The 22,003-nt window shown below is 72.2% G+C and carries 22 protein-coding genes; 18 read left to right on the forward strand and 4 right to left on the reverse strand.

All coding sequences use genetic code 11. The annotated features are described in order from the left end of the window. Positions 1–5: 5 nt before the first annotated feature. On the reverse strand, positions 6–548 hold the full coding sequence (locus EJC51_RS26340; RefSeq protein ID WP_126273350.1) for a peptidoglycan-binding domain-containing protein: 543 nt from the start codon (positions 546–548) through the stop codon (positions 6–8). A 215-nt stretch (positions 549–763) separates the two neighbouring features. On the opposite strand from EJC51_RS26340, the gene EJC51_RS26345 reads away from it, so the two are divergent. The 10 genes from EJC51_RS26345 (at position 764) to kynU (ending at position 10,483) form a co-directional block, all read left to right on the forward strand. Further along, the gene (locus EJC51_RS26345) at positions 764–1,933 is read left to right on the forward strand and encodes a sensor histidine kinase (protein ID WP_126273351.1); all 1,170 of its coding nucleotides are present in this window, start codon (positions 764–766) and stop codon (positions 1,931–1,933) included. Then, positions 1,930–2,637, forward strand: coding sequence for a response regulator (locus EJC51_RS26350; RefSeq protein ID WP_126273352.1), 708 nt, complete (start codon positions 1,930–1,932; stop codon positions 2,635–2,637). The genes EJC51_RS26345 and EJC51_RS26350 overlap by 4 nt, the downstream gene beginning before the upstream one ends. A gap of 93 nt (positions 2,638–2,730) precedes the next feature. After that, complete coding sequence (locus tag EJC51_RS26355; protein WP_126273353.1) at positions 2,731–3,597, forward strand: SRPBCC domain-containing protein; 867 nt, start codon at positions 2,731–2,733, stop codon at positions 3,595–3,597. A gap of 72 nt (positions 3,598–3,669) precedes the next feature. Then, positions 3,670–4,467 carry an aldose epimerase family protein gene (locus EJC51_RS26360; protein ID WP_126273354.1) on the forward strand — a complete coding sequence of 266 codons (798 nt, stop codon included), beginning with the start codon at positions 3,670–3,672 and terminating at the stop codon, positions 4,465–4,467. Positions 4,468–4,477: 10 nt separating this feature from the next. Continuing rightward, a complete protein-coding gene (gene pyrE / locus EJC51_RS26365; protein ID WP_059194133.1) occupies positions 4,478–5,026 on the forward strand; it encodes an orotate phosphoribosyltransferase in 549 nt (182 codons plus the stop codon). A gap of 177 nt (positions 5,027–5,203) precedes the next feature. Next, entirely contained in the window at positions 5,204–6,226 is a 1,023-nt protein-coding gene (fbaA, locus tag EJC51_RS26370) for a class II fructose-bisphosphate aldolase (protein WP_126273355.1), read from the forward strand. A 73-nt stretch (positions 6,227–6,299) separates the two neighbouring features. Then, positions 6,300–7,757 carry an MFS transporter gene (locus tag EJC51_RS26375; protein WP_126273356.1) on the forward strand — a complete coding sequence of 486 codons (1,458 nt, stop codon included), beginning with the start codon at positions 6,300–6,302 and terminating at the stop codon, positions 7,755–7,757. A gap of 92 nt (positions 7,758–7,849) precedes the next feature. Continuing rightward, on the forward strand, positions 7,850–8,263 hold the full coding sequence (locus EJC51_RS26380) for a DUF3151 domain-containing protein (RefSeq protein ID WP_059194130.1): 414 nt from the start codon (positions 7,850–7,852) through the stop codon (positions 8,261–8,263). Positions 8,264–8,421: 158 nt separating this feature from the next. Beyond that, a complete protein-coding gene (locus EJC51_RS26385) occupies positions 8,422–9,261 on the forward strand; it encodes a tryptophan 2,3-dioxygenase family protein (RefSeq protein WP_126273357.1) in 840 nt (279 codons plus the stop codon). Next, on the forward strand, positions 9,254–10,483 hold the full coding sequence (kynU, locus tag EJC51_RS26390) for a kynureninase (RefSeq protein ID WP_126273358.1): 1,230 nt from the start codon (positions 9,254–9,256) through the stop codon (positions 10,481–10,483). The genes EJC51_RS26385 and kynU overlap by 8 nt, the downstream gene beginning before the upstream one ends. Here kynU and EJC51_RS26395 read toward each other — a convergent pair. From EJC51_RS26395 to EJC51_RS26405, 3 genes are all read right to left on the reverse strand, one after another. After that, on the reverse strand, positions 10,464–10,829 hold the full coding sequence (locus EJC51_RS26395; RefSeq protein ID WP_126273359.1) for a DUF5955 family protein: 366 nt from the start codon (positions 10,827–10,829) through the stop codon (positions 10,464–10,466). The two genes, kynU and EJC51_RS26395, sit on opposite strands and share 20 nt — an antisense overlap. Before the next feature lie 54 nt (positions 10,830–10,883). Beyond that, positions 10,884–12,785, reverse strand: a complete 1,902-nt coding sequence (locus EJC51_RS26400; RefSeq protein WP_166682906.1) for an FHA domain-containing protein — start codon at positions 12,783–12,785, stop codon at positions 10,884–10,886. A 158-nt stretch (positions 12,786–12,943) separates the two neighbouring features. Then, the gene (locus EJC51_RS26405) at positions 12,944–13,549 is read right to left on the reverse strand and encodes a TetR/AcrR family transcriptional regulator (RefSeq protein WP_126273361.1); all 606 of its coding nucleotides are present in this window, start codon (positions 13,547–13,549) and stop codon (positions 12,944–12,946) included. Positions 13,550–13,725: 176 nt separating this feature from the next. On the opposite strand from EJC51_RS26405, the gene EJC51_RS26410 reads away from it, so the two are divergent. The 8 genes from EJC51_RS26410 (at position 13,726) to EJC51_RS26445 (ending at position 21,986) form a co-directional block, all read left to right on the forward strand. Then, positions 13,726–14,613, forward strand: coding sequence for an alpha/beta hydrolase (locus EJC51_RS26410; protein WP_126273362.1), 888 nt, complete (start codon positions 13,726–13,728; stop codon positions 14,611–14,613). A 358-nt stretch (positions 14,614–14,971) separates the two neighbouring features. After that, positions 14,972–15,898, forward strand: coding sequence for an alpha/beta hydrolase (locus tag EJC51_RS26415; RefSeq protein ID WP_244363451.1), 927 nt, complete (start codon positions 14,972–14,974; stop codon positions 15,896–15,898). Beyond that, entirely contained in the window at positions 15,891–17,111 is a 1,221-nt protein-coding gene (locus tag EJC51_RS26420) for an acyltransferase family protein (protein ID WP_244362859.1), read from the forward strand. The genes EJC51_RS26415 and EJC51_RS26420 overlap by 8 nt, the downstream gene beginning before the upstream one ends. Next, entirely contained in the window at positions 17,104–18,507 is a 1,404-nt protein-coding gene (locus EJC51_RS26425) for a sensor histidine kinase (protein WP_126273364.1), read from the forward strand. The genes EJC51_RS26420 and EJC51_RS26425 overlap by 8 nt, the downstream gene beginning before the upstream one ends. Continuing rightward, positions 18,504–19,181, forward strand: a complete 678-nt coding sequence (locus EJC51_RS26430) for a response regulator (RefSeq protein WP_126273365.1) — start codon at positions 18,504–18,506, stop codon at positions 19,179–19,181. The genes EJC51_RS26425 and EJC51_RS26430 overlap by 4 nt, the downstream gene beginning before the upstream one ends. A 105-nt stretch (positions 19,182–19,286) precedes the next feature. Further along, positions 19,287–20,624, forward strand: a complete 1,338-nt coding sequence (locus tag EJC51_RS26435; RefSeq protein ID WP_399579312.1) for a sensor histidine kinase — start codon at positions 19,287–19,289, stop codon at positions 20,622–20,624. Further along, on the forward strand, positions 20,621–21,286 hold the full coding sequence (locus EJC51_RS26440; protein WP_126273366.1) for a response regulator: 666 nt from the start codon (positions 20,621–20,623) through the stop codon (positions 21,284–21,286). Before EJC51_RS26435 ends, EJC51_RS26440 begins: the two co-directional genes overlap by 4 nt. 127 nt (positions 21,287–21,413) lie before the next feature. Then, complete coding sequence (locus EJC51_RS26445) at positions 21,414–21,986, forward strand: dihydrofolate reductase family protein (protein WP_126273367.1); 573 nt, start codon at positions 21,414–21,416, stop codon at positions 21,984–21,986. Positions 21,987–22,003 lie beyond the last annotated feature (17 nt).

Genomic DNA, 22,003 nt, shown 5'->3' on the forward strand with positions numbered 1-22,003 from the left:
CGGACTCAGACGACGTTCAGCGTGTTGTACGAGGCGAGCTTCCAGCCGCGGGTGTTGTTGACCTTCACGTAGTACTTGCCGCCGGACCGCTTGAACGTGACGTCGTGCTTCCAGCCCCAGAACGTGACCGTGCCGTCGCCGTTGTCCGCGAGCGAGACGTCCGCGGCGCCCAGGGTCTTCGGGCCGGCCTTGCCGTCGACCACCAGACCGGCGCCCTCCCGGCTGTTGTACAGCTTCTGCCAGGACTTGACCGCGGCCGTGGTGTTGGACCCGTACCGGCCGTCGATGTCGGCGTAGTCGAACGTCGTGCCGTTCTTCTCCTTGGCGCCGTCCGCCCACAGCAGCAGCTGCACCAGCGCGGTCGCGTTGCTGTTCGCGTGGCTGCCGGACGACAGGGTGCCCTCGTCGCCCCAGTCGTTCGTCGGGTCGCCCGCCCCGGAGACGTACCCCTGGGAGATGCTCGCCGAGGCCGGCGTCGCGGTGAGCGCGAGTCCGCCGCCGACGGCCGTGACGACGGCGAGCGCGAGTGCCTTCTTACGCAGAGACATGCGTGGTTCTCCTTCGGTTGCCGCGGGCCGGGGGTCCCCCGTCGAGCCCCCGTTCCGGCCCGCACCGAAAAGCTAGGGCGCGGCCCGCCCGCCCCGAATCCCGCGCTGGTTGGACCTTCGGCGCAACCTCGGCGGTAACCGCGCGGTTCCTGCAACTTCCGCGGTACCGCCGGAGGTTGACGCCCCCGTCCGGGCACGGCGGTTACGCTGCGGCGATGCGGATCCACCCCCTCGTCGTCGACGGCCTGATCACCGCGGCGCAGACGACCGTGGCCGTCCTGCTCGGCCGGGAGTCCACCGCCCAGGGGTGGCCCGCACCCGACGCCCTCGGCTGGACCCTCGTCGCCCTCGCCAACCTGCCGACCGTCCTGCGCAACCGGGCGCCCGTCCCGGTCTGCGTCGGCGTCCTCGCGGTCTCCGCCGCCTACGTCACCCTCGGCTACTGGCCGGTGGTCAACTCCCTCGGCCCGATGCTCGCGTTCTACACCGTCGCCGCCCTGCGCCCGACCCGCACCACCGCGGTCTGCGCCGCCCTGCTCGCCGGGGTCTGGATCTACGCCGGCCTGGTCACCGAGGGATCTTCCATGGCCTCGGTGATCGCGCAGTCCCTCGCCTACGCCCTCGTCCTGTGGTGGTTCGGCCACTCCGCCCACCGCACCGCCGAACTCACCCGGCAGCTCAAGGCCGAACAGGCCGAACGGGCCCGCCGCGAGGTCGCCGAGGAACGCGTCCGCATCGCCCGCGAACTGCACGACGTGGTCGCCCACCACATGGCCGTCATCAACGTCCAGGCCGGCCTCGCCCGCTTCGTCTTCACCTCCGACGCCCGCACCGCGCGCGAGGCGCTCGACACCATCGCCGGTTCCAGCGGCGAGGCGCTCGCCGAACTCCGGCGCATGCTGGGCCTGTTGCGCGCCGACGGCGTCCAGGGCGCGGCCGACGGGGCGCCCGCGCCCGGCCTCGACCAGCTAGCCGACATGGTCGACCGGGTCCGCGCGGGCGGCGTCCCCGTCGACCTCCGCATCACCGGCGAACCCCGCCCGCTGCCGCCCGGCGTCCAGCTCTGCCTCTACCGCGTGGTCCAAGAGGCCCTGACCAACGTCCTCAAACATGCTCCCGGAGCCCAGGCGCAGGTCGAACTCGCCTACAGGGCAGGCGAGATGACGGTGTCCGTCACGGACGACGGAACGGACCGCGGAACGGGGGTGGATCCGGCCAGAAAGCAGGACCGGGGCGGACACGGCTTGATCGGGATGCGGGAGCGGGCCAAGCTCTACGGCGGGTCGATCGTCGTCGGCCCGCGCAGCGAGGGGGGTTTCGGCGTGCACCTCACCCTGCCGACGTCGGCACAGAGCGCACGCCGGGGGGACGCCGTCGCGGAATGACCGACACCGGCAACGATCAACGGGCGATCAGGGTGCTGGTCGTCGACGACCAGTTCCTCGTCCGCGGCGGACTGGTCGCGCTGCTGCGGGCCGCGCCCGGCATGGAGGTGGCCGGCGAGGCCGCGGACGGGGCGGAGGCCGTCGCGCTGGCCGCCAAGACCCACCCCGACGTCGTCCTCATGGACATCCGCATGCCCGGCATCACGGGCATCGAGGCGACGGAACGCATCCTCGCGGCGGCGGCCGACCCACCGCCCCGCATCCTGGTCCTGACCACCTTCGACCTCGACGAGTACGTGTACGGCGCCCTGCGCGCGGGCGCGTCCGGCTTCCTCCTCAAGGACGCCGGCCCCGAACGCCTGCTCGCCGCGGTGACCGCCGTCCACCGCGGCGACGCCCTGTTCGCACCGGCGGTCACCCGGCGCCTGGTGGAGGCCTACACCCGTACGGCCGACGGCACGGCGTCCGGCGCCGAGCCCCCGGCCGACCTGGCCGCGCTCACCAGCCGCGAGGTGGAGGTCGTCCGGCTGGTGGCCCGCGGTCTGACCAACGCGGAGGCCGCGGACCGGCTGTTCATCAGCGAGGCGACCGTGAAGACGCATCTCAACCGCACGATGACGAAGCTGGGGCTGGCGAGCCGGGCGCAGGTGGTGGTCGTCGCGTACGAGACGGGACTGGTGACGCCGGGAGGCTCGGCGGACTGAGGGCACCGGCGCCGGGGCCTGCCGACACGAGGGCGCGGTCACTTTCGACCAACGGGGGTGCAGTCGTCGGTCCTCTGGGTAGGCTCGCGGACCATGGAGCATGAGGTGTTCGTTCCGGTTCCGGCCGAGCGACTCAGGGAGGCGCTGGCCGATCCCCTTCGGGTCGCCCGGGCCGTTCCCGGGCTCCAGCAGGACGCCGGCGCCGAGCCCGTCACCGGGCGGCTCAAGGTGCGCGTCGGCAGTCACTCCGTCACCTACCGCGGCACGGCCCGCCTCTCCGCCCGGGACGACGGCACCTACGCCGTCGAGGGCGAGGCGGCGGAGGCCCGGGGCAGCGGCACGGTGAAGCTGACGCTGACCCTGCGGCTCACGGCGGCCGAGGGCGGAACGACCCTCACCTTCGGAGGGACGGCCGCGGCGGACGGGCGCATCACGGAGCTGCCGGGGGAGTCGGTGACGTCGGCGGTGACGCGGCTGCTGAACCGTTTCGCGGAGAACTTGGGGAGCCAGGAGACGGGCGGGACGGCCGGGACCGTTGGGACGGGCGAGGCCGCTGGAACCACCGGGACCACCGGGACCACGGAACCCGAGGCCACCGAGGTCCCGGAAGCCGCAGACGTACCGGAGGCCGGTGAGGTCCCGGAAGCCGCAGAGGAACCCGAGCCCGAGGCCCCCTCCGCCGACCCGGACCTGGCCGAGGACGAGGATCAAGCCGAGGCCGAGGCCGAGGACCACACCACCCCCCGCGACCTCCCCGCCGAAGCCGCGCACGCCCGCCGTACGATGATCGGCCGCAGCGCCGAGGAGGTCGACCACGCGCCCCCGCGCGGCCGCTACGCCCCCGTCCCCGCACCGCAGACCATCGCCCCGAACCCGGCACTGCGGTGGGCGGCTCCCGCGGCGGCGGTGGCCCTGGCGTCGGCGATCGTGGTGACCCGGGCGCTGCGCAAGCGCCGCTGACCCACGCCCCGGCGGCCTCCCGAACCCCGGCCGCACCCGATGCCCTCTTGATCGCCCCAGTAGGGTCGTCCCGTGAGTAACGAACCCATCACGCTGACCGCGGGTGACGCGGAGGTGACCGTGCTGCCGGGGAACGGCGGGCGGATCGGCGGGCTGCGCGTCGGTGGCGTCGAGCTGCTGCGGCAGGGCGAGCGTTTCGGCTGCTTCCCCATGGTGCCCTGGTGCGGGCGGATCAGGGACGGGCGGTTCCGGGACGGGGGCAGCGTGCAGCAGATGCCGCTCAACTCCCCGCCGCACGCCATCCACGGCACCGCCCGGGACGGCGCCTGGCGCATCGCCCGCGCCACGGCCGACGAGGCCGTCATCACGTACGACCTGGTCGACCCGTGGCCCTACCCCGGCCGCGTCACCCAGGCCGTCGCCCTCACCCCGGACGCCCTGACGTTGACCATGTCCGTCGAGACGTACGACTCCTCCTTCCCGGCCCAGATCGGCTGGCACCCGTGGTTCCGCCGCAACCTCGGCGGCGCGGGCGCCGAGGACGTGCGGGTCGCCTTCGAGGCGGCCTGGCAGGAGGAGCGCGGGGACGATCATCTGCCCACCGGGCGGCGGATCGACCCGAAGCCCGGGCCCTGGGACGACTGCTTCGGGATGCCCGGCGGCGTCGACGTGACGCTGACCTGGCCGGGGCAGCTGGAGCTGAAGGTCGGCTCCCGCGAGGAGTGGGTCGTGGTCTACGACGAGCAGGCCGAGGCGGTCTGCGTGGAGCCGCAGACCGGGCCGCCCAACGGGCTCAACACACTGCCGCGCCTGGTCACGCTGCTGGAGCCGCTGGAGGCCTCGACGACCTGGTCCTGGCGTCGGCTTTAAGCTGACTGGCATGACGGACGTACGCGGCGCGCTGCTGCAGCAGATCAAGGACAAGGCCGTGGTGCACGGCAAGGTGACCCTGTCGTCGGGTCTGGAGGCGGACTACTACGTCGACCTGCGGCGCATCACCCTGGACGGGGAAGCCGCCCCGCTGGTCGGCCAGGTGCTGCTCGACCTGACCGCCGACCTGGAGTTCGACGCGGTCGGCGGGCTGACCATGGGCGCCGACCCGGTCGCCGCCGCCCTGCTGCACGCGGCCGCCGCGCGGGGGCGGAAGCTCGACGCCTTCGTCGTGCGCAAGGCCGCCAAGGCGCACGGGCTCCAGCGCCGCGTCGAGGGTCCGGACATCGCGGGCCGGCGCGTGCTCGTCGTCGAGGACACCTCCACCACCGGCGGTTCTCCGCTGACCGCCGTGGAGGCCGTGCGGGAGGCGGGGGCCGAGGTCGTCGCCGTCGCCACCATCGTCGACCGGGCCACCGGCGCCGCGGAGAAGATCGAAGAGGGCGCCGGTGTGCCGTACCGCTTCGCCTTCTCCAAGGACGAGTTGGGCCTGGACTGACCCAGGACCGACCAGGACGCCGGAAACCTCCGGCAACCGGGGCTTATGGCCTCTCGGAGCATCCCGGTACGTCTGGAAAGATGGGGCCCGACGACGACGTCGCACCCCCACACCAAGGTCTAGGTCAGGGCCGTCAGCACGTAGTACGCCAACCCGCACACTCCAAGGAGCGGACAGATGCCCATCGCAACCCCCGAGGTCTACAACGAGATGCTCGACCGGGCGAAGGCAGGCAAGTTCGCCTACCCGGCCATCAACGTCACCTCGACGCAGACCCTGCACGCGGCACTGCGCGGCTTCGCCGAGGCCGAGAGTGACGGCATCGTCCAGATCTCGACCGGTGGTGCCGAGTTCCTGGGCGGTCAGTACAACAAGGACATGGTCACCGGCGCCGTCGCCCTGGCCGAGTTCGCGCACATCGTCGCCAAGAAGTACGACATCACCGTCGCGCTGCACACGGACCACTGCCCGAAGGACAAGCTCGACGGGTACGTACGTCCGCTGCTCGCGGTCTCCGAGGAGCGCGTCGCCCGTGGCGAGAACCCGCTCTTCCAGTCGCACATGTGGGACGGCTCGGCCGAGACCCTCGCCGACAACCTCTCCATCGCGCAGGAGCTGCTGGCGCGCGCCCACGCCGCCAAGATCATCCTTGAGGTCGAGATCACCCCGACCGGCGGCGAGGAGGACGGTGTCTCGCACGAGATCAACGACTCGCTGTACACGACCGTCGACGACGCCCTGCGGACGGCCGAGGCCCTCGGGCTCGGTGAGAAGGGCCGCTACCTGCTGGCCGCCTCCTTCGGCAACGTGCACGGCGTCTACAAGCCGGGCAACGTCGTCCTCCGTCCCGAGCTGCTGAAGGACCTCAACGAGGGCGTCGGCGCCAAGTACGGCAAGACCGCCCCGTTCGACTTCGTCTTCCACGGCGGCTCCGGCTCCACCGCCGAGGAGATCGCGACCGCGCTGGACAACGGCGTCGTCAAGATGAACATCGACACCGACACCCAGTACGCCTTCACGCGTCCGGTGGCGGCCCACATGTTCCAGAACTACGACGGCGTCCTGAAGGTCGACGGCGAGGTCGGCAACAAGAAGACCTACGACCCGCGCACCTGGGGCAAGCTCGCCGAGGCCAGCATGGCCGCGCGCGTGACGGAGGCCTGCGCCAACCTGCGTTCGACGGGCACGAAGATCAAGTAACCCGTTCTTGTTCGGTCCTGTTCAGTGTGCCCGGTGCCCCCCAAAGGCGCCGGGCTCACTGTTTACTGGGGGCATGGCTGACGTCCGGCTGGCCTCACCGCAGGGCAAATGGATCCTGCTCACCACTGTCCTCGGCTCCAGCATGGCGATGCTGGACTCGACCGTCGTCAACGTGGCGCTCCCGCGTATCGGGCGCGATCTCGACGCCGATCTCGGCGCGCTCCAGTGGACCGTCAACGCGTACATGCTGACGCTGGCCGGGCTGATCCTGCTCGGCGGCTCGCTCGGGGACCGGTACGGGCGGCGCAAGGTCTTCGTCGTGGGTGTGGTGTGGTTCGCCGCCGCCTCCCTGCTGTGCGGGCTCGCGCCGAACGCCGGGGTGCTGATCGGGGCGCGGGCGTTGCAGGGCGTGGGCGGCGCGCTCCTCACCCCCGGCTCGCTGGCGCTCATCCAGGCCTCCTTCCATCCCGACGACCGGGGGAAGGCGGTCGGGCTGTGGTCCGGCTTCGGGGGGATCGGCGCGGCCGTCGGGCCGTTCCTGGGCGGCTGGCTGGTGGACGGGCCCGGCTGGCGCTGGGTGTTCCTGCTGAACGTCCCGCTGGCCCTGGTGTGCGCCCCCATCGCCGTACGGCACGTCCCCGAGTCGGGGGACGGTGGCAAGCACACGAGCTTCGACGTCCTGGGCGCGCTGCTGGGGGCGCTCGCGCTGGCGCTGGTGACGTACGCGCTGATCGAGGCGGACTGGATCACGGCGGTGCTCGGCGTGGGCGTCGGCGTCGCCTTCGTGTACGTCGAGAAGCGGCGGCCCGACCCGATGATGCCGCTCGGGATCTTCGCGTCCCGGCAGTTCACGGCCGTCAACCTGGTCACGCTCTGCGTCTACGCGGCCTTCGGCGGCTTCTTCTTCCTCGCCGCGCTCCAGCTCCAGGTCGTCGCCGGTTACTCGGCCCTCGGCGCCGGGACGGCCCTGCTGCCGACGACCGTGATGATGCTGCTGTTCTCGGCTCGGTCGGGTGAGCTGGCGGACCGGATCGGCCCGCGGATCCCGCTCACGGTCGGGCCCCTGCTGTGCGCGGCCGGGATGCTGCTGATGCTGCGGGTCGGCCCGGACGCGAACTACTTCGCCGACGTCCTGCCGGCGCTGCTGGTGCTGGGCCTCGGCCTGGTCACCCTGGTCGCCCCGCTGACCGCGACCGTGCTGGCCTCGGTGGACGTGGCCCGGGCGGGCCTGGCCAGCGGCATCAACAACGCGGCGGCCCGCGCGGCCGGCCTCATCGCGGTCGCCGCGCTCCCGATGATCGCCGGGATGGGCGAGGAGGCGTACCGCACGCCGAGCGCCTTCGACGACGCGTTCGGGCGGGCGATGGTGATGTGCGCGGGGGCGTTGGTGGTGGGGGCGGCGGTGGCGTTCACGACGGTACGGGCGCTGCCGCCGGACTGCACCCGGCCGGAGTGCATCACACACGGGTCGATCACCGCGCCCCCGTTGGAGGGCAAGCGTTCGAGCGGACGGCTGGGCGAAGGCTCCTGAGGGGCGCGGGGCTGTGTCGCTATGCGGCTCCGCCGCCGGGGCGCGACCAGCCGCGACGGACCCGCACCCGACAACCGAGAGACACTGTCCTCATGTCGATTCACGAGAACCTCCTCGGGGGCCCGCCCCCGACCCACCTCCCCGACGACCCGGAGCCCCGCGAGCTCCTGGCGAACGGCACGGCCCCCGCGGACGTGGCCGCGAAGTACCCCACCTCCTCCCTGGCCTGGGCCCAGCTGGCCGACGAGGCGTTCGAGCGGGGCAGCGTCGTGGAGTCGTACGCCTATGCCCGTACGGGCTACCACCGCGGCCTGGACGCGCTGCGCCGCAACGGCTGGAAGGGGCACGGCCCGGTCCCCTGGGAGCACGAGCCGAACCGCGGCTTCCTGCGCGCCCTGCACGCCCTCGCCCGCGCCGCCGGGTCGATCGGCGAGCAGGAGGAGTACGAGCGGTGCAGCCAGTTCCTGAAGGACTCCTCGCCGACGGCGGCCCAGACGCTGGGCTAGGACCTGGACCTGGTGAGACGTGTGCGGGCCCGGCTGTGACGCAGTCGGGCCTTGCGCATGCCGGGGGTGACGACTGAGGATTCGGGTGGGGACCGGGGCCCCCGTGTCGGTAACGGCAGGGGCGGACCGCTACCCGGAGTACACAACAGGAGACAGCGATGTCCCACGAGGCTCACGAGAATCCGGAGCCCGAGACCCCGCATCTCGACTTCGAGGGCACGACGCCGTACGAGGACTACGTCAAGGCGGACGTGCTCACCCACCTCCAGCACACCCTCTCCGACGATCCCGGAGAGATGGTCTTCCTGGTCACGACCCAGGTGATGGAGCTGTGGTTCACGGTCATCGTCCATGAGTGGGAGACCGCGGCCCGCGCGCTGCGCTCCGACGACGTGCCGGTCGCGGTCGACGCGCTGAAGCGTTCCGTACGGGAGCTGGAGGCGCTGAACGCCTCCTGGCGGCCGCTCGGCCAGCTGACCCCGGCGCAGTTCAACTCCTACCGGGCCGCTCTGGGCGAGGGCTCCGGCTTCCAGTCGGCGATGTACCGGCGGATGGAGTTCCTGCTCGGCGAGAAGTCGGCGTCCATGCTCGTCCCGCACCGGGGCGCCCCGCGGGTGCACGCAGAGCTGGAGAAGGCACTGCACGAGCCGAGCCTGTACGACGAGGTGCTGCGGCTGCTGGCCCGGCGTGGGCACGCGATCCCGGACGTGGTGCTGGCGCGTGACGTGTCGCGGCGGTACGAGCCGTCGCCCGAGGTGGAGGCGGTGTGGACGGCCGTCTACTCCGGTCCGGAGTCCGATGAACTGGCCCGGCTCGGCGAGGCGTTGACCGATGTCGCCGAGCTGGTGTGGCGCTGGCGCAACGACCATCTGGTGGCCACGCGCCGCGCGATGGGCGCCAAGGCGGGCACGGGCGGCTCCGCCGGGGTGGCCTGGCTGGAGAAGCGGGCGCAGAAGAACGTGTTCCCCGAGCTGTGGACGGCGCGGTCGCATGTCTGAGCTGGCGGCAAGGGCCGAGAAGCTGGACGCCGGTGACGAACTGGCGGGCGTACGCGGGAAGTTCGTACTCGACACCGTGTCTGATCATGCGGCTGACGCCGCGGGCGTCTACCTCGACGGCAACTCGCTGGGCGCGCTGCCCGCCGCCGTCCCCGGGCGCGTCGAGGACGTGGTCCGGCGGCAGTGGGGCGAGCTGCGCATCCGGTCCTGGGACGAGAGCGGCTGGTGGACGGCGCCCGAGCGGATCGGCGACCGGATCGCTCCGCTGGTGGGCGCGGCGGCCGGGCAGATCGTGGTCGGCGACTCGACAAGTGTCAATGTCTTCAAGGCACTTGTGGGGGCGGTAAGGCTCAGTGGCCCTGGCCGGGACGAGATCGTCGTCGACGCGACGACGTTTCCGACGGACGGGTACATCGCCGAGTCGGCGGCAAGGCTGACCGGGTGCACGCTGCGTCCGGTGACGCCGGCCGAGGTGCCGGGCGTGCTGGGCGGGCGTACGGCGGCCGTGCTGCTGAACCACGTCGACTACCGCACCGGCCGGCTGCACGACCTGCCGTCGCTCACGGCCGCCGTGCACGCGGCGGGGGCCGTGGCGGTCTGGGACCTGTGCCACAGCGCGGGCGCGCTGCCGGTCGGGCTCGACGAGCACGGGGTCGACCTGGCGGTGGGCTGCACGTACAAGTACCTGAACGGCGGCCCGGGTGCACCGGCGTACCTGTATGTGCGCCGGGAGGTGCAGGACCGCTTCGACTCCCCGCTGCCCGGCTGGAACTCGCACGCGGAGCCCTTCGGTATGCGGGCCGCGTACGAACCGGCGGCGGGCGCGCTGCGCGGGCGCGTCGGTACGCCGGACATCCTCTCGATGCTGGCCCTGGAGGCGGCACTTGACGTCTGGGACGGGGTGTCGATCGAGGCGGTACGGGCCAAGTCCCTTGCCCTGACGGACTTCTTCCTCGAGTGCGTGGCCGCGTACGCGCCCGCGGGCCGGGTGGAGTCGGTGACGCCGGAGGCGCATGCGGAGCGCGGCAGCCAGGTGGCGTTGCGGTGCGACGACGCCGGGGACGTGATGAAGGAGCTGATCGCGCGGGGCGTGGTCGGCGACTTCCGGCACCCGGACGTGCTGCGGTTCGGGTTCACGCCGTTGTATGTCGGGTTCGGGGATGTGGAGCGGGCGGCGCGGGTGCTCGGGGAGACGCTGCGGGTCAGGGCAGGAAACGGCTGACGAGCTGGACGACCGTGCTGACGGCGGAGGCGACGGCGCTGACGCCGCCCGCTCCCGCCGTCAGCGAGTCGAGCAGTCCCCGCACGACGGTCCGATTGGGTCGTTCCCGTTGCAGCTGGGCGTCCAACTGATCGGTGTCGTCGCGTAGTTGGTCGGGGTCGGGGAGGGCGGCGGCGTACTGCACGAGCAGCCCTCGCAGGTCGTCGAGACGCTGCCGGAGTTCGGCGGCTTCGCTCGACACGGGGGCCGCGGTGTAGTTCGCCGTGCCACCGGGGGCATAGGCGCCGGAGTTGGTGAAGTACTTCGCCTTCACGCGGTTGTCGTTTCCCTGGGATTCCTGGGGCATTCCCTGTCTCCTGTGGTGGGTCGGTGGGTCGGTGGGTCGGTGGGTCGGTCCGTGTCAGCGCGGCGCGGCCTGACGGGCCCCGCCGCCTCCGCCCGAACCGGCTCTGCCGCCGGGGGCGTAGTTGCCGGAGTTGTGGAAGTACTTGGCCTTCACGCGGTTGTCGTTCCTTACGCTGTAGTCGTTGTTCGTGGTGAAGTTCTGGACGACGTTCTGCTGGAGCCGCTGGAAGCTCTCCGAGTCGATGCCGTGGGACTCCAGGAAATCGCCGACCGTGTTCAGCAGGTGCTGCTGTGTCGTGGCGAGAGCGCGGCTGAGGTCCCTGCCGAGGAAGTACGTGCCCTCGTCCAGACCGCAGGCGAACTCCCGGATGCTGTGCTGGGCGCCGTAGTCGAACTGGTAGCCGCCCCGGATGAGCCGCCGCTGCCGGCGCCGGTGGGCGGCCGCCGCGCGGGCGGAGGAGGCGCGCCGTGCCAGCGCCCTGGGTGCGCCCAGCAGCGCGGGCAGCAGCCGTGACAGTGCCTGCGCCCCGGCGCGTACGGCGGATCCCGCGGCCGTGCGGTGGGGGAGGCGGTCGACCGCGTAGTACTCCGGGAGCATCGGCAGCAGGGCGTACGCCGACCACTCCAGGTACAGCGTGCCGTGCACCTGCACCGCCCGCAGGTACATCGTGACCACCAACTGCCCGCTCCAGGCGGGGATCTCGATGCTCACATAGGAGCGCCGGGTCGCGCCCAGGCCGTCCGGCATGGCGCGCATGACGCGCGGGTCGACCCGGGTGAGCGGCGGCTGGTCGCGGATCGGCAGCAGCCTGCGGTCCAGGGCGACGTTCAGTCCGTCGACGAAGAGGCGCTCCTCCACGCGCAGGTTGTTCAGGCCGATGCCACGGGCCGCGGCGACGAGGACGTCGTACAACTCGCCGGTGGTGAACGGCTGGGGCGCGCGGCGGCCGCCTTCCGGGCGGACGGTGCCCTTGCGGATGTCGATCGGCATGTCCCACTCGTCGACCTGGAAGCCGCTGCCCGCGAAGGGGTAGTAGTGGGAGCAGACGATCAGATTGCCGGCGGGCCGCTGGGCCACGGCGGTGAGGCGTTCGCGGGCGCGGGAGCTCAACGGGTCGGGCGCCTGGGCGGGTTGGTAGCGGTGAGCGGTCAGTCTTCGGCGCAGCACCAGGTGGTCGGTCACCCAGATGTCGACGGCGACGGCGAGCCAGCCGAGGAGCAGGGCGGGCGCGGTGCCGAGGGCGTACGGCTGCCAGTCGATCCGTGGCTGGTCGGATGCGAATTCCCCCACGTGGGTGCGGACGCCGACCCCGATCAGCGCGATCACGCAGAGCAGCAGGGCGAGGAGGACGAGGTCGCGGGCGAGTCGGCGCCTGCGTGCCGCCAGCGCCCACCGCGTGACGATCCCCAGGTCCGCGCCGAACACGGGCGCGAGCGCGCGGTAGGGCTCGTTCACGACCTGCTGTACGACCACGTCGGCGAACCACGGGTCGAGTTGGGTGGCGGCGGCCAGACAACGGGTGGACGACGAGCGGGCGTCGTCGTCGACCGGCGGAGGATCCGCGTGATGCAGCGGGCCGGTCGGCAGATCGGGGTCGGGGGCGCGGCGGCGCTGGTGGTCGCGCAGGTCGGTGACGCCGTAGCCGTTGCGGTGGAACACGAGCTGCACGGACCCGAATTGGAGAAGGTCCCCCTCGGTCAGCCGCACCGGGCGGTCCGGCGCGAGCCGTACCCCGTTGTGCAGGACGCCGTTGCTGGAGTGCAGGTCGTTCAGCCAGACCCCGTCGCTGCCGAGGCGCAGTTCGGCGTGGCGTTTGCTGACGTCGGGGGAGGAGAGGCGGATGTCGCCGTACCGGCCGAGGACATGGGCATCCTGGATCAACTCCCAGCGGGTTCCCGCGAGATGACCCGGCGCCTTGACGACGAGATAGGGCTTCCGTCCCCCGTTCCCGGCCATGCTGCACATCCCCCGTCCCGCAGCCCCCGCTCCGGCACGACGTGCGCATGCGCCACATACGCCCGGATGCATCTGCGATGCGCGCCATGTTCCTCGTGCGCCGATGTGCCCCGCAATCCACAAAATTGGGGGTTGCGCGGGGTGGCTGTTCGGGGGCCCTAGGGGGTGGCGTAGACGCCGGCCACGGCAGCTGCGAACGCGGCGCGTGCCGCGCGGTCCGCGGCGGCCGGGGCCGGGGGCGTGCCGGTGGTGAGGAGGGCATAGTAGAGCGGGGCGGACACGGCCCGTACGACTTCCCCGGCGTCCGTCCCAGGGGGCAACTCCCCGCGTGCGACGCCCTGTTCGACGCAGGGGGCCCACTCGGCGACCCGGATCTCGTAGAACCGCCGGAGGGCGTGGGCGGTTCGTTCGTCGCAGGTGGCCGCGGCGATGACCGCGCGGAACAGGGCACCTTGGCGCGGGTCGGCGAGGGTGCGCTGGACGAGGCGGGCGTTGGCGCGCAGGTCGCCCAGTACCGTGCCGGTCTCCTCGCGGGGCAGCGACTGTTCGGCCATGTCGGCGAGCAGGTCGGCGACCAGGCCGGTCACCGAGCCCCAGCGCCGGTACACGGTCGTCTTGCCGACCTCGGCACGGCGGGCCACGTCGGCGAGGTCGAGATGCGCGAACCCGTGCTCGGCGAGGACGTCGCCGGCCGCCCGCAGCACGGCCGCGCGGACACGGGCGGTACGCCCTCCGGGACGTACGGTGCCGGGTTCGGCGGACATATGGGTCTCCTTGGTGCGCGAGCTGCGTTCTGTGCGTCAGCGTAACGAAACAGCAGAACCGTTTAACCCTCACCTAGCGTGACATCCGTGTGTCCGCGCACGTCACGGGCCTGATACCGTCCCCGCCAACAGTCGAATTCTCGTCCAATTGCGTTTCATCGCTGAGAGGTTGGAGCATGCCCGACGACTCCGCAGCAGCCCGGGCCGCCGCCGAGGAGGAGTCGGCGTTCTCCCACCCGCCGGTCGACCCCGACGTCAGCTCCGCGTACGGCGACCACCCCGACCAGGTGATCGACTTCTACGCCCCGAGGAGCGAGCTCCCGGCCGGTGTCCTGGCCCCCCTGGTCGTCGTGCTGCACGGGGGCGCGTGGCGGGCGCCGTACGACCGGCGGCACGTCACCCCGTTCGCGGACTATCTGGCGCGGCGGGGGTTCGCCGTGGCGAACGTCGAGTACCGGCGGGGGGCGTTGCTGCCGGGGCAGGACACTGCCGGCGGTCCGGTGGCCGGGCGATGGCCGGACACGTTCGACGACGTGGCCGCGGCGCTGGACGCCCTTCCCGCGCTCGTACGGGCCGCCCTCCCGCAGGCCGACTCGCGCCGCACGGTGATCACCGGGCACTCGGCAGGCGGCCACCTCGCGCTGTGGGCAGCGGCCCGGCACGTCCTGCCGCCCGACTCCGGGTGGCGCGTGGACCGGCCCCCGCCGCTGCGCGGTGTGGTCGCCCTGGCCCCGATCGCGGACTTCACGGTGGCGGAGAAGCTGGGCGTGTGCGGTGGGGCCTCACTGCAACTCCTGGGCGGCGAGGACCATTTCGCGTCCCGTCGGCCGTACGCCGACCCGGCGCTGCTGCTGCCGACGGGCATCGCGACGACGCTGGTCCAGGGCCGCACGGACGACGTGGTGCCGCAGGCGGTGGCCGAGGCGTACGCGGACGCGGCGGCGAAGGCGGGGGAGGTGGTGGGGGTGACGCTGCTGGAGGACGTGGGTCACTTCCCGCTGATCGATCCGGCGGCGGACGCGTGTGCGGTGGTGGCGGAGGAGATCGCGCAGTTGGCGTGGTGACGGGGCGGTGAGGGTGCCTTTGGGGAGAGTCGGGGAGGGCTCCTTTCATGGGCCCCTTTCATACCCGTAGTACCTGAGAGCTACGCCGGAGGTGAGCTCCGCGGCGGGACGCGGACGAGGCGTCCGGATCCGTAATTTCCCAGTCAGAGAGGCCCGACGGACGGGCGGACTGGGAGGGGGAACGGACGTGGGGTTCATTGCTCGTAAGTCCACGCCGTCTGCGGGCAGTCGTGCCGCTGGGCCGGCACGGGTGGGCGCTGGGGGTCCCCCCTCCGGGGGAGGCGCCCCGCCAGCGCGGGCGAGCGCAACGCCCCTACCCGCACCCCCACCCCGCCGCAGGCACACATGGCGCCGAGCCATCCTCGCGACCCTCATCACCGCCGCCGTAGTACTGCCTCTCTCCGCCGCGGCCCGCCCGGCGATCCCCGCCCCACCGCCGGCAACTCTGCCCCACCTGAGCGCAGCCACCCTGGACAAGGCCTACGCGGCCAACAGAGCCAACGCCGCCGAAGCCGCCCGCATGGCCGCCGCCCACGGCGACAAGCACCGCGCCGCAGCCGACCGATCCTTGGCCACCCCCACCCACCACCTTCTCCGCTTCGACGGCCGAGGCGAAGGCCAAGTAACCGAGGTCTTCGGCGACTTGGCCCACGCAGACCACATCGCCGTCCTGGTCCCCGGCTCCGACACCTCCCTCGACACCTACGCCCGCTTCCGCGCCGAAGCGACCGCCCTCCACCACGAGCTGACCCGCACCGACCCCCGTACAGCCGTCATCGCCTGGCTCGGCTACCAGACCCCGGACACCATCAGCACGACGGTCACGACCACCGGAAGAGCAGACCAAGCCGCTCCGCAACTCCGGGAGTTCATACGCCGGCTCAAAGGCATCGCCGACCAGGACGAGGCCACCGTCTCCCTCCTCTGCCACTCCTACGGCTCGGTCGTCTGCGCCCGCGCCGCCACCGACCTGGACGCCACCGACCTCGTCCTCCTCGGCAGCCCCGGCACCGGCGCCGACACCGCCGCCGCCCTGCACACCCGCGCCCGCGTCTGGGCAGCGCGCGGCACCGACGACTGGGTGGCGGACGTACCGCACATCAAGACGGACCTCTTCGGCACGACCATCGGCTTCGGCACCGACCCCATGTCCCCGTCCTTCGGCGCGAACCGCTTCGCGGCCGGGGACGGCGGCCACAGCGACTACTTCGACCCCGGCTCGGTCTCTCTGACCAACCTGGCCCGGATCGTCCTGGGCGACACCTCGGAGGTGACCCGTGCGTGACCTGCCTCAGAGCCCGGCCCGGAAGGGCATACGCGAGGGCCTGCATGCCGGTGCCGTCCGCGTGGACGCGGCGACGCCCGCCGACCGGGACAGGGCCGTGGACACCCTGCGGGCCTTCGCGATCCTCGGCGTGGTCCTCGGCCACTGGTTGGTGACCGCCCTGGTGGCGGACGGCCGGAGCCTGCGCACGGCGAGCCCGTTGCAGCACATGCCATGGCTGGCCCCGATCTCCTGGGCGTTCCAGACGCTGGCGGTGTTCTTCCTGGTCGGCGGCCATGTGGCGACCAGGAGTTACGCCACCGCCAGAGCGCGCGGGACGACGTACGGCGCCTGGCTGACCGCGCGGCTGTCCCGGCTGTTCAGACCGGTCGCGGCCGTCCTCACCCTGTGGACGGTGACGGCGGCCGGACTGCTCCTGACCGGTGCGGAGTTCGGCACGGTCCACACGCTCGTCAAACTGGCGCTGTCGCCCCTGTGGTTCCTCGTGGTGTTCGCCGCGCTGACGGCGGCGACCCCGTTGCTCACCCGGCTGAGCCCGCTGTGGCCGCTCGCCGTCGTCCTCCACGTCGACCTGATCCGCTTCGGCCTCGGCGGTCCGTCCTGGCTCGGCTGGGTCAACGAGGCCGCGGGCTGGCTGGTGCCGTTCACGCTGGGCGCGGCCTGGACGCGCGGTGAGCTGGAGCGCCGCCGGGCGGGCTGGATCCTGCTGACGGGCGGCGCGGCGGCGACGACGGCACTCGTGGCGTGGGGCGGCTATCCGGCGTCGATGGTCGGCGTCCCCGGTGCCGCGGTGTCCAACCTGAACCCGCCGACGCTGGTCGCCGTCACCTTCGGCCTGGCCCAGTGCGGGCTGGCCCTGCTGCTGCGCGACCGGTTGCACGGGGCGATGCGTCGGCCGCTCGCCTGGGCGGCGGTCGCCCTCGTGAACCTCTCCGCGATGACGATCTTCCTGTGGCATCAGACGGCGCTGATGGCCACCACGGCCACCGGGCTCCTCGTCGGGCGCCTGCCAGGACTGCACACCGTCCCGGACGGCCTCGGCTGGGTCGCGGCGCGGGTGGCCTGGCTGCCGGTGTTCGCCGCCGTCCTCGCCGTCTGCTGGACGGCGTTCCGAGGCTACGAGCAGGGGCGTCGGCGGGGTGGGAGAACTCGGGTGGTGCGGAGCAGCCGCCCGTCCGAACGGGGTACGGCGAGGGAGAAGCGGCATGTCTAGGCTGAGCCGTGTGACGGAAACGGGGATCCAGCACGTGGTGGTGGGGCGCGTAGGGCGCTGGTTGCGTGTGCTGCGCGACGACCTGCGGACCACCGGCGCGGATCCGCTGCCCCCATCGGTCTGGGTGCGCTGGCTGCCGCACGGGCTGCTGTGGCTGGCCGCGTTCGGCATCACGCTCGGCGCCGTCGCCCAGCTCGGGGACCAGGGCTCGTTGCAGTCCACCGGGGCGTTCGTCATCGGGCTCGCCCAGGGCGGCGCCGTCGCCCTCGCGATGTGGCGCCCGATACCGGCGTGGTGGTTGTCTCTGGCGGCCACCGTGGTGGGTGCCGTGGCCGTGCACGGCAAGCTCGGCGGCCCGGCGGGGGGCTTCACCTGGCCTTGGACGCCGGCCGGGATCATCGCCCATCTGCTGGTGCTCCTGCTGCTGACCCTGCGCGTCCGCACCCGGGTCGCCATGGAGGCGCTGGCGCTGACCGTGCTCGCCACCTATGTCCTGCAAGGCCTGTGGGGTGGTCCGGACTACACGCCCACCGGTGTGATCGCGGTCATCCTCTCCGGGATCGTCGTACTTCTCGGCGCCGCCCTGCGCGGTCGCCGCGAGGCCCGCGCGCAGCTCGTCGAGCAGACGTCGCTCACCGCCGAGGAGCGCGCCCGGCGCACGGTGCTGGAGGAGCGCAGCCGGATCGCCCGCGAGCTGCACGACGTGGTGGCCCATCACATGTCGGTGATCTCCATCCAGGCCCAGGTCGCCCCGCACCTGGTCGAGAACCCGTCCGACGAGCTCAAGGAGAACCTGGAGGGCATCCGGGAGAACGCGCTGGAGGCGCTGACCGAACTCCGGCGGGTGCTGGGCGTGCTGCGCTCCGAGCACCCCGACACCCCGGATCCGGTCGGCGCGCCCGGCACCGACACCGGCACCGCCCCGCACACCCCGCAGCCCACCCTCGACCGGCTCGACGCCCTGGTGGAGAACACCCGGGCGGCCGGGCTGACCGTCCGGGTCGAGGTCCGGGGCACCCGCGGGCAGCTGCCGCAGGGCGTGGAGCTGTCGGCGTACCGGATCGTGCAGGAGGCGCTGAGCAACGTCCTGCGCCACGCCCCCGGTGCCACGGCCACCGTGCGGCTCGTCCACCACAGGCACGGCGTGGACGTGCGGGTCACCAACTCGCCGCCCACCGGCCGGGTCCCGCCCTCCCGCGGCGCCGGCCACGGCCTGCTCGGCATGCGGGAGCGGTCCGCGATGCTCGGCGGCACGCTGCGCGCGGGCCCGGCACCCGACGGCGGCTTCGAGGTCGCCGCGTACCTGCCGACGTCACCCCCGTGGGCCGAGGCCCCGGCCGTCGGTTCCGCCTCCGCCCCCGATCCCTCCGCCGACCCCGAGGAAGGCACCGCATGACGAGCAGCAGCCCCATCCGCGTCCTCATCGCCGACGACCAGCAGATGGTCCGGCAGGGCTTCACCGTGCTGCTCAACACCCAGCCCGACATCGACGTGGTCGGACAGGCGGTCGACGGTCTGGACGCGGTGAAGCAGGTCGCGGAGCTGGACCCGGACGTCGTGCTGATGGACATCCGCATGCCGGAGCTCGGCGGGATCGAGGCCACCCGCCGGATCACCGAGGCGACCCCGCAGATCAGAGTGCTGGTGCTGACGACCTTCGACCTCGACGAGTACGTGTACGAGGCGCTGCGCGCGGGTGCCTCGGGCTTCCTGCTGAAGGACGCCTCCGCCGACCAGCTCGCGGAGGCGGTGCGGGTGGTGGCGGCCGGTGACGCGCTGCTCGCGCCCGGCATCACCCGGCGGCTGATCACCGAGTTCTCCCGCCTCGACAACCGCCCGAAGCCCCCGCTGAAGGAACGCGTGGGCGATCTGACCGAGCGCGAGACGGAGGTGCTGACGCTGATCGCGCAGGGCTTGTCGAACGCGGAGATCGCCCAGCGGCTGGTGGTGGCCGAGCAGACGGTGAAGACGCACGTGGGCCGGATCCTGGTGAAGCTGGGGCTCAGGGACCGGACGCCGGCGGCGGTGTTCGCGTACGAGTCGGGGCTGGTGCGACCGTCGGGGTACTGACCGGCAGATGCCCGGTCCGTGCCACCCGTAGTACCTGAGACGGACCCCGAAGGACCCCTCTCACTGGTGACGACCGATCCCCGGCCGACGCCTACCGTTCTGTACGTGACCGAGACGACCCACATGCAGACACCGCCGCCGGGGGACGGGGCAGGCCCGCGCAGCCCGGAGTACCGGCTGGCAGCGGAAGCCCTGCGCGGGCTGCGGCAGGACCTGTTCCACGACGCCTTCGCCTATCGCCCGCTGTCCCGGATGCGGCTCGACGGCCCGCTGGCCCGCCGGCTGCCGGGCCCCCTGCGCCCGTACGCGGCCTGGACTCCGCACGCCGTGATCTCCGCGGCGGCCGTGATCGCGATGCTCATGGCCGCGGTCGACACCAGCGTGGCCGGGCTGCTCGTGCCGCTCACCGTGCTCCCGATCCTGCTGACCATGCTCCGGCCGGTCGGAGCGTTCTGGCTGTCCATGGCGGCCACGCCGGTCAGCCAGGTCTTCGGCAGCTACATGGACGGCTATCCCTGGCTGCCCGCGACCTTCGCCTCTCATCTCACCGTGCTGACCGTCGTGGCGATACGCACCAAGGCGCGCACGGCCGCGTACATGTGGGCGGTCACCGCGGCTTACGGCTTCGTGGCGGACGTGATCCTCGGCCCGGACTACTACTACGGCGACGACACCGCGCCCATGCTGTTCCTCTCCGCGCTGGTCTTGCTCGTCGTCGCCGTCTGGCACACCCGCCGCGAGGCCCGCCAGGAGGTGACCGCCCAGCAGACGGTCACGGCGCACGAGAGGTCCAGGCGCACCCTGCTGGAGGAGCGCTCCACGATCGCCCGCGAGCTGCACGACGTGGTCGCGCACCACATGTCGGTGGTCGCCATCCAGGCGGAGGCGGCGCCCTACCGGGTGGAGAACCCGCCGCCGGAGCTGGAGCGGGCGTTCGCGACGATCCGGGAGAACGCGGTGGCGGCGCTCACGGAACTCCGCCGTGTGCTGGGCGTGGTCCGTGCCGAGGACTACGAGGCCCCGGACGCCCCGCAGCCCACGCTCGCCGACCTCGACGGGCTGCTGGCCAACGTGCGGGACACGGGGCTGAGCGTGCAGAAGACGGTGACGGGCGCGGTGCGTGAGCTGCCGCAGGGGGTGGAGCTGTCGGCGTACCGCATAGTCCAGGAGGCGCTGAGCAACACGCTGCGGCACGCTCCGGGCGCGACCGCGCAGGTGGAGATCGGTTACGTCCTGGGCGGGCTGGGCCTGCGGATCGTCAACGGTCCGCCACCGGCCGGGGCGCTGCTGAAGCCGTCTCCCGGCGCCGGCCACGGCATCACGGGGATGCGGGAGCGCGTCTCGATGCTGAACGGCGAGATGACGGCGGGCGCGACGGACGAGGGGGGTTACGAGGTGGCGGTGTACCTGCCGGTGCCGAGTGTGAGCGAGGGTGACGCATGACGATCCGCGTGCTGATCGCGGACGACCAGATGATGGTGCGCGAGGGCTTCTCGGTGCTCCTCAACGCGATGCCGGACATCGAGGTCGTCGGTGAGGCGGTCAACGGCCGTGAGGCGGTGGCGAAGGTCCGTGAGCTGAGCCCGGACGTGGTCCTGATGGACATCCGGATGCCGGAGCTGAACGGCATCGAGGCGACGCGCGAGATCGTGGCGGCGGACGGCGCGGCGAAGGTGCTGGTGCTGACGACGTTCGACCTCGACGAGTACGTCTACCAGGCGCTGAAGGCGGGCGCCTCGGGCTTCCTGCTGAAGGACGCCTCGGCCCGTCAGCTCGCGGACGGTGTACGGGTGGTGGCGTCCGGGGAGGCCCTGTTGGCCCCCTCCGTGACCCGGCGCCTGATCACCGAGTTCTCGCGGCTCTCCGACGGCCCCCGGCTGATGGTCTCCGCCCATGAGGCCTACGGCGACCTCACCGAACGGGAGACGGAGGTGCTGGTCCTGATCGCGCAGGGTTTGTCGAACGCGGAGATCGCCGAACGGCTGGTGGTGGCGGAGTCGACGATCAAGACCCACGTCAGCCGGGTGCTGGTGAAGCTGGGGCTCAGGGACCGGACGCAGGCGGCGGTGTTCGCGTACGAGGCGCGGCTCGTGACGCCGGGATAGGGGCCGTAGGAGGGTTTGAAAAATAGGGTGGGCGTCAGCCGATGAGTTTCTCCATGATCAGCGGTCGTAGATCACAGCTGGACACGAGACAGCACCGGGCAGACAGAGAAACAACGGAGGAACCGACATGCGCACCCTCATCAGCACCGCTTTCATCTCGCTCGACGGCGTCGTGGAGGCGCCGGGCGGCGAGGCCGGTTACCGGAACGCCGGGTGGACGTTCCAGGACATCGAGTTCCTCCCCGAGGCGTTCGAGATCAAGGGACGCGAGCAGCAGGAAGCGAGTGCCATGCTGCTGGGCCGGACCAGCTACGAGGCGTTCAGCCCGGTGTGGCCCGGCATGGAGGAGTTCGCCGAGTACAAGGTGATGCCGAAGTACGTGGTGTCGACGACCCTCAAGGACGAGGACCTCGTCTCGAACTGGGGCGACACGACGATCCTGCGCTCCCTCGACGAGGTCGCCGAGCTGAAGAAGACCGAGGGCGGGCCGATCATCATCCACGGCAGCGCTTCCCTGACCCGTTCCCTCGCCGACGCCGACCTGATCGACCGCTACCACCTGCTGGTCTTCCCGGTCCTCCTCGGCGCCGGCAAGCGCCTCTTCTCGACGACGGACAAGGACAAGCAGCGCCTGAAGCTGGTCGAGCACGAGGCGTACGCGAACGGCCTGCAGAAGAACGTCTTCGACGTGCTCCGCTGACGGCGCTTTCGGCGGGA

Origin of the sequence: Streptomyces aquilus (assembly GCF_003955715.1) — a bacterium.
GTDB lineage: Bacteria > Actinomycetota > Actinomycetes > Streptomycetales > Streptomycetaceae > Streptomyces > Streptomyces aquilus.

What these genes read in the sequence shown, in the direction of transcription:
- EJC51_RS26340 (WP_126273350.1), bottom strand. Translation starts at nt 548, where the DNA reads ATGTCTCTGCGTAAGAAGGCACTCGCGCTCGCCGTCGTCACGGCCGTC.
- EJC51_RS26345 (WP_126273351.1), top strand. Translation starts at nt 764, where the DNA reads ATGCGGATCCACCCCCTCGTCGTCGACGGCCTGATCACCGCGGCGCAG.
- EJC51_RS26350 (WP_126273352.1), top strand. Translation starts at nt 1,930, where the DNA reads ATGACCGACACCGGCAACGATCAACGGGCGATCAGGGTGCTGGTCGTC.
- EJC51_RS26355 (WP_126273353.1), top strand. Translation starts at nt 2,731, where the DNA reads ATGGAGCATGAGGTGTTCGTTCCGGTTCCGGCCGAGCGACTCAGGGAG.
- pyrE (WP_059194133.1), top strand. Translation starts at nt 4,478, where the DNA reads ATGACGGACGTACGCGGCGCGCTGCTGCAGCAGATCAAGGACAAGGCC.
- fbaA (WP_126273355.1), top strand. Translation starts at nt 5,204, where the DNA reads ATGCCCATCGCAACCCCCGAGGTCTACAACGAGATGCTCGACCGGGCG.
- EJC51_RS26375 (WP_126273356.1), top strand. Translation starts at nt 6,300, where the DNA reads ATGGCTGACGTCCGGCTGGCCTCACCGCAGGGCAAATGGATCCTGCTC.
- EJC51_RS26380 (WP_059194130.1), top strand. Translation starts at nt 7,850, where the DNA reads ATGTCGATTCACGAGAACCTCCTCGGGGGCCCGCCCCCGACCCACCTC.
- EJC51_RS26385 (WP_126273357.1), top strand. Translation starts at nt 8,422, where the DNA reads ATGTCCCACGAGGCTCACGAGAATCCGGAGCCCGAGACCCCGCATCTC.
- kynU (WP_126273358.1), top strand. Translation starts at nt 9,254, where the DNA reads ATGTCTGAGCTGGCGGCAAGGGCCGAGAAGCTGGACGCCGGTGACGAA.
- EJC51_RS26395 (WP_126273359.1), bottom strand. Translation starts at nt 10,829, where the DNA reads ATGCCCCAGGAATCCCAGGGAAACGACAACCGCGTGAAGGCGAAGTAC.
- EJC51_RS26400 (WP_166682906.1), bottom strand. Translation starts at nt 12,785, where the DNA reads ATGGCCGGGAACGGGGGACGGAAGCCCTATCTCGTCGTCAAGGCGCCG.
- EJC51_RS26405 (WP_126273361.1), bottom strand. Translation starts at nt 13,549, where the DNA reads ATGTCCGCCGAACCCGGCACCGTACGTCCCGGAGGGCGTACCGCCCGT.
- EJC51_RS26410 (WP_126273362.1), top strand. Translation starts at nt 13,726, where the DNA reads ATGCCCGACGACTCCGCAGCAGCCCGGGCCGCCGCCGAGGAGGAGTCG.
- EJC51_RS26425 (WP_126273364.1), top strand. Translation starts at nt 17,104, where the DNA reads ATGTCTAGGCTGAGCCGTGTGACGGAAACGGGGATCCAGCACGTGGTG.
- EJC51_RS26430 (WP_126273365.1), top strand. Translation starts at nt 18,504, where the DNA reads ATGACGAGCAGCAGCCCCATCCGCGTCCTCATCGCCGACGACCAGCAG.
- EJC51_RS26440 (WP_126273366.1), top strand. Translation starts at nt 20,621, where the DNA reads ATGACGATCCGCGTGCTGATCGCGGACGACCAGATGATGGTGCGCGAG.
- EJC51_RS26445 (WP_126273367.1), top strand. Translation starts at nt 21,414, where the DNA reads ATGCGCACCCTCATCAGCACCGCTTTCATCTCGCTCGACGGCGTCGTG.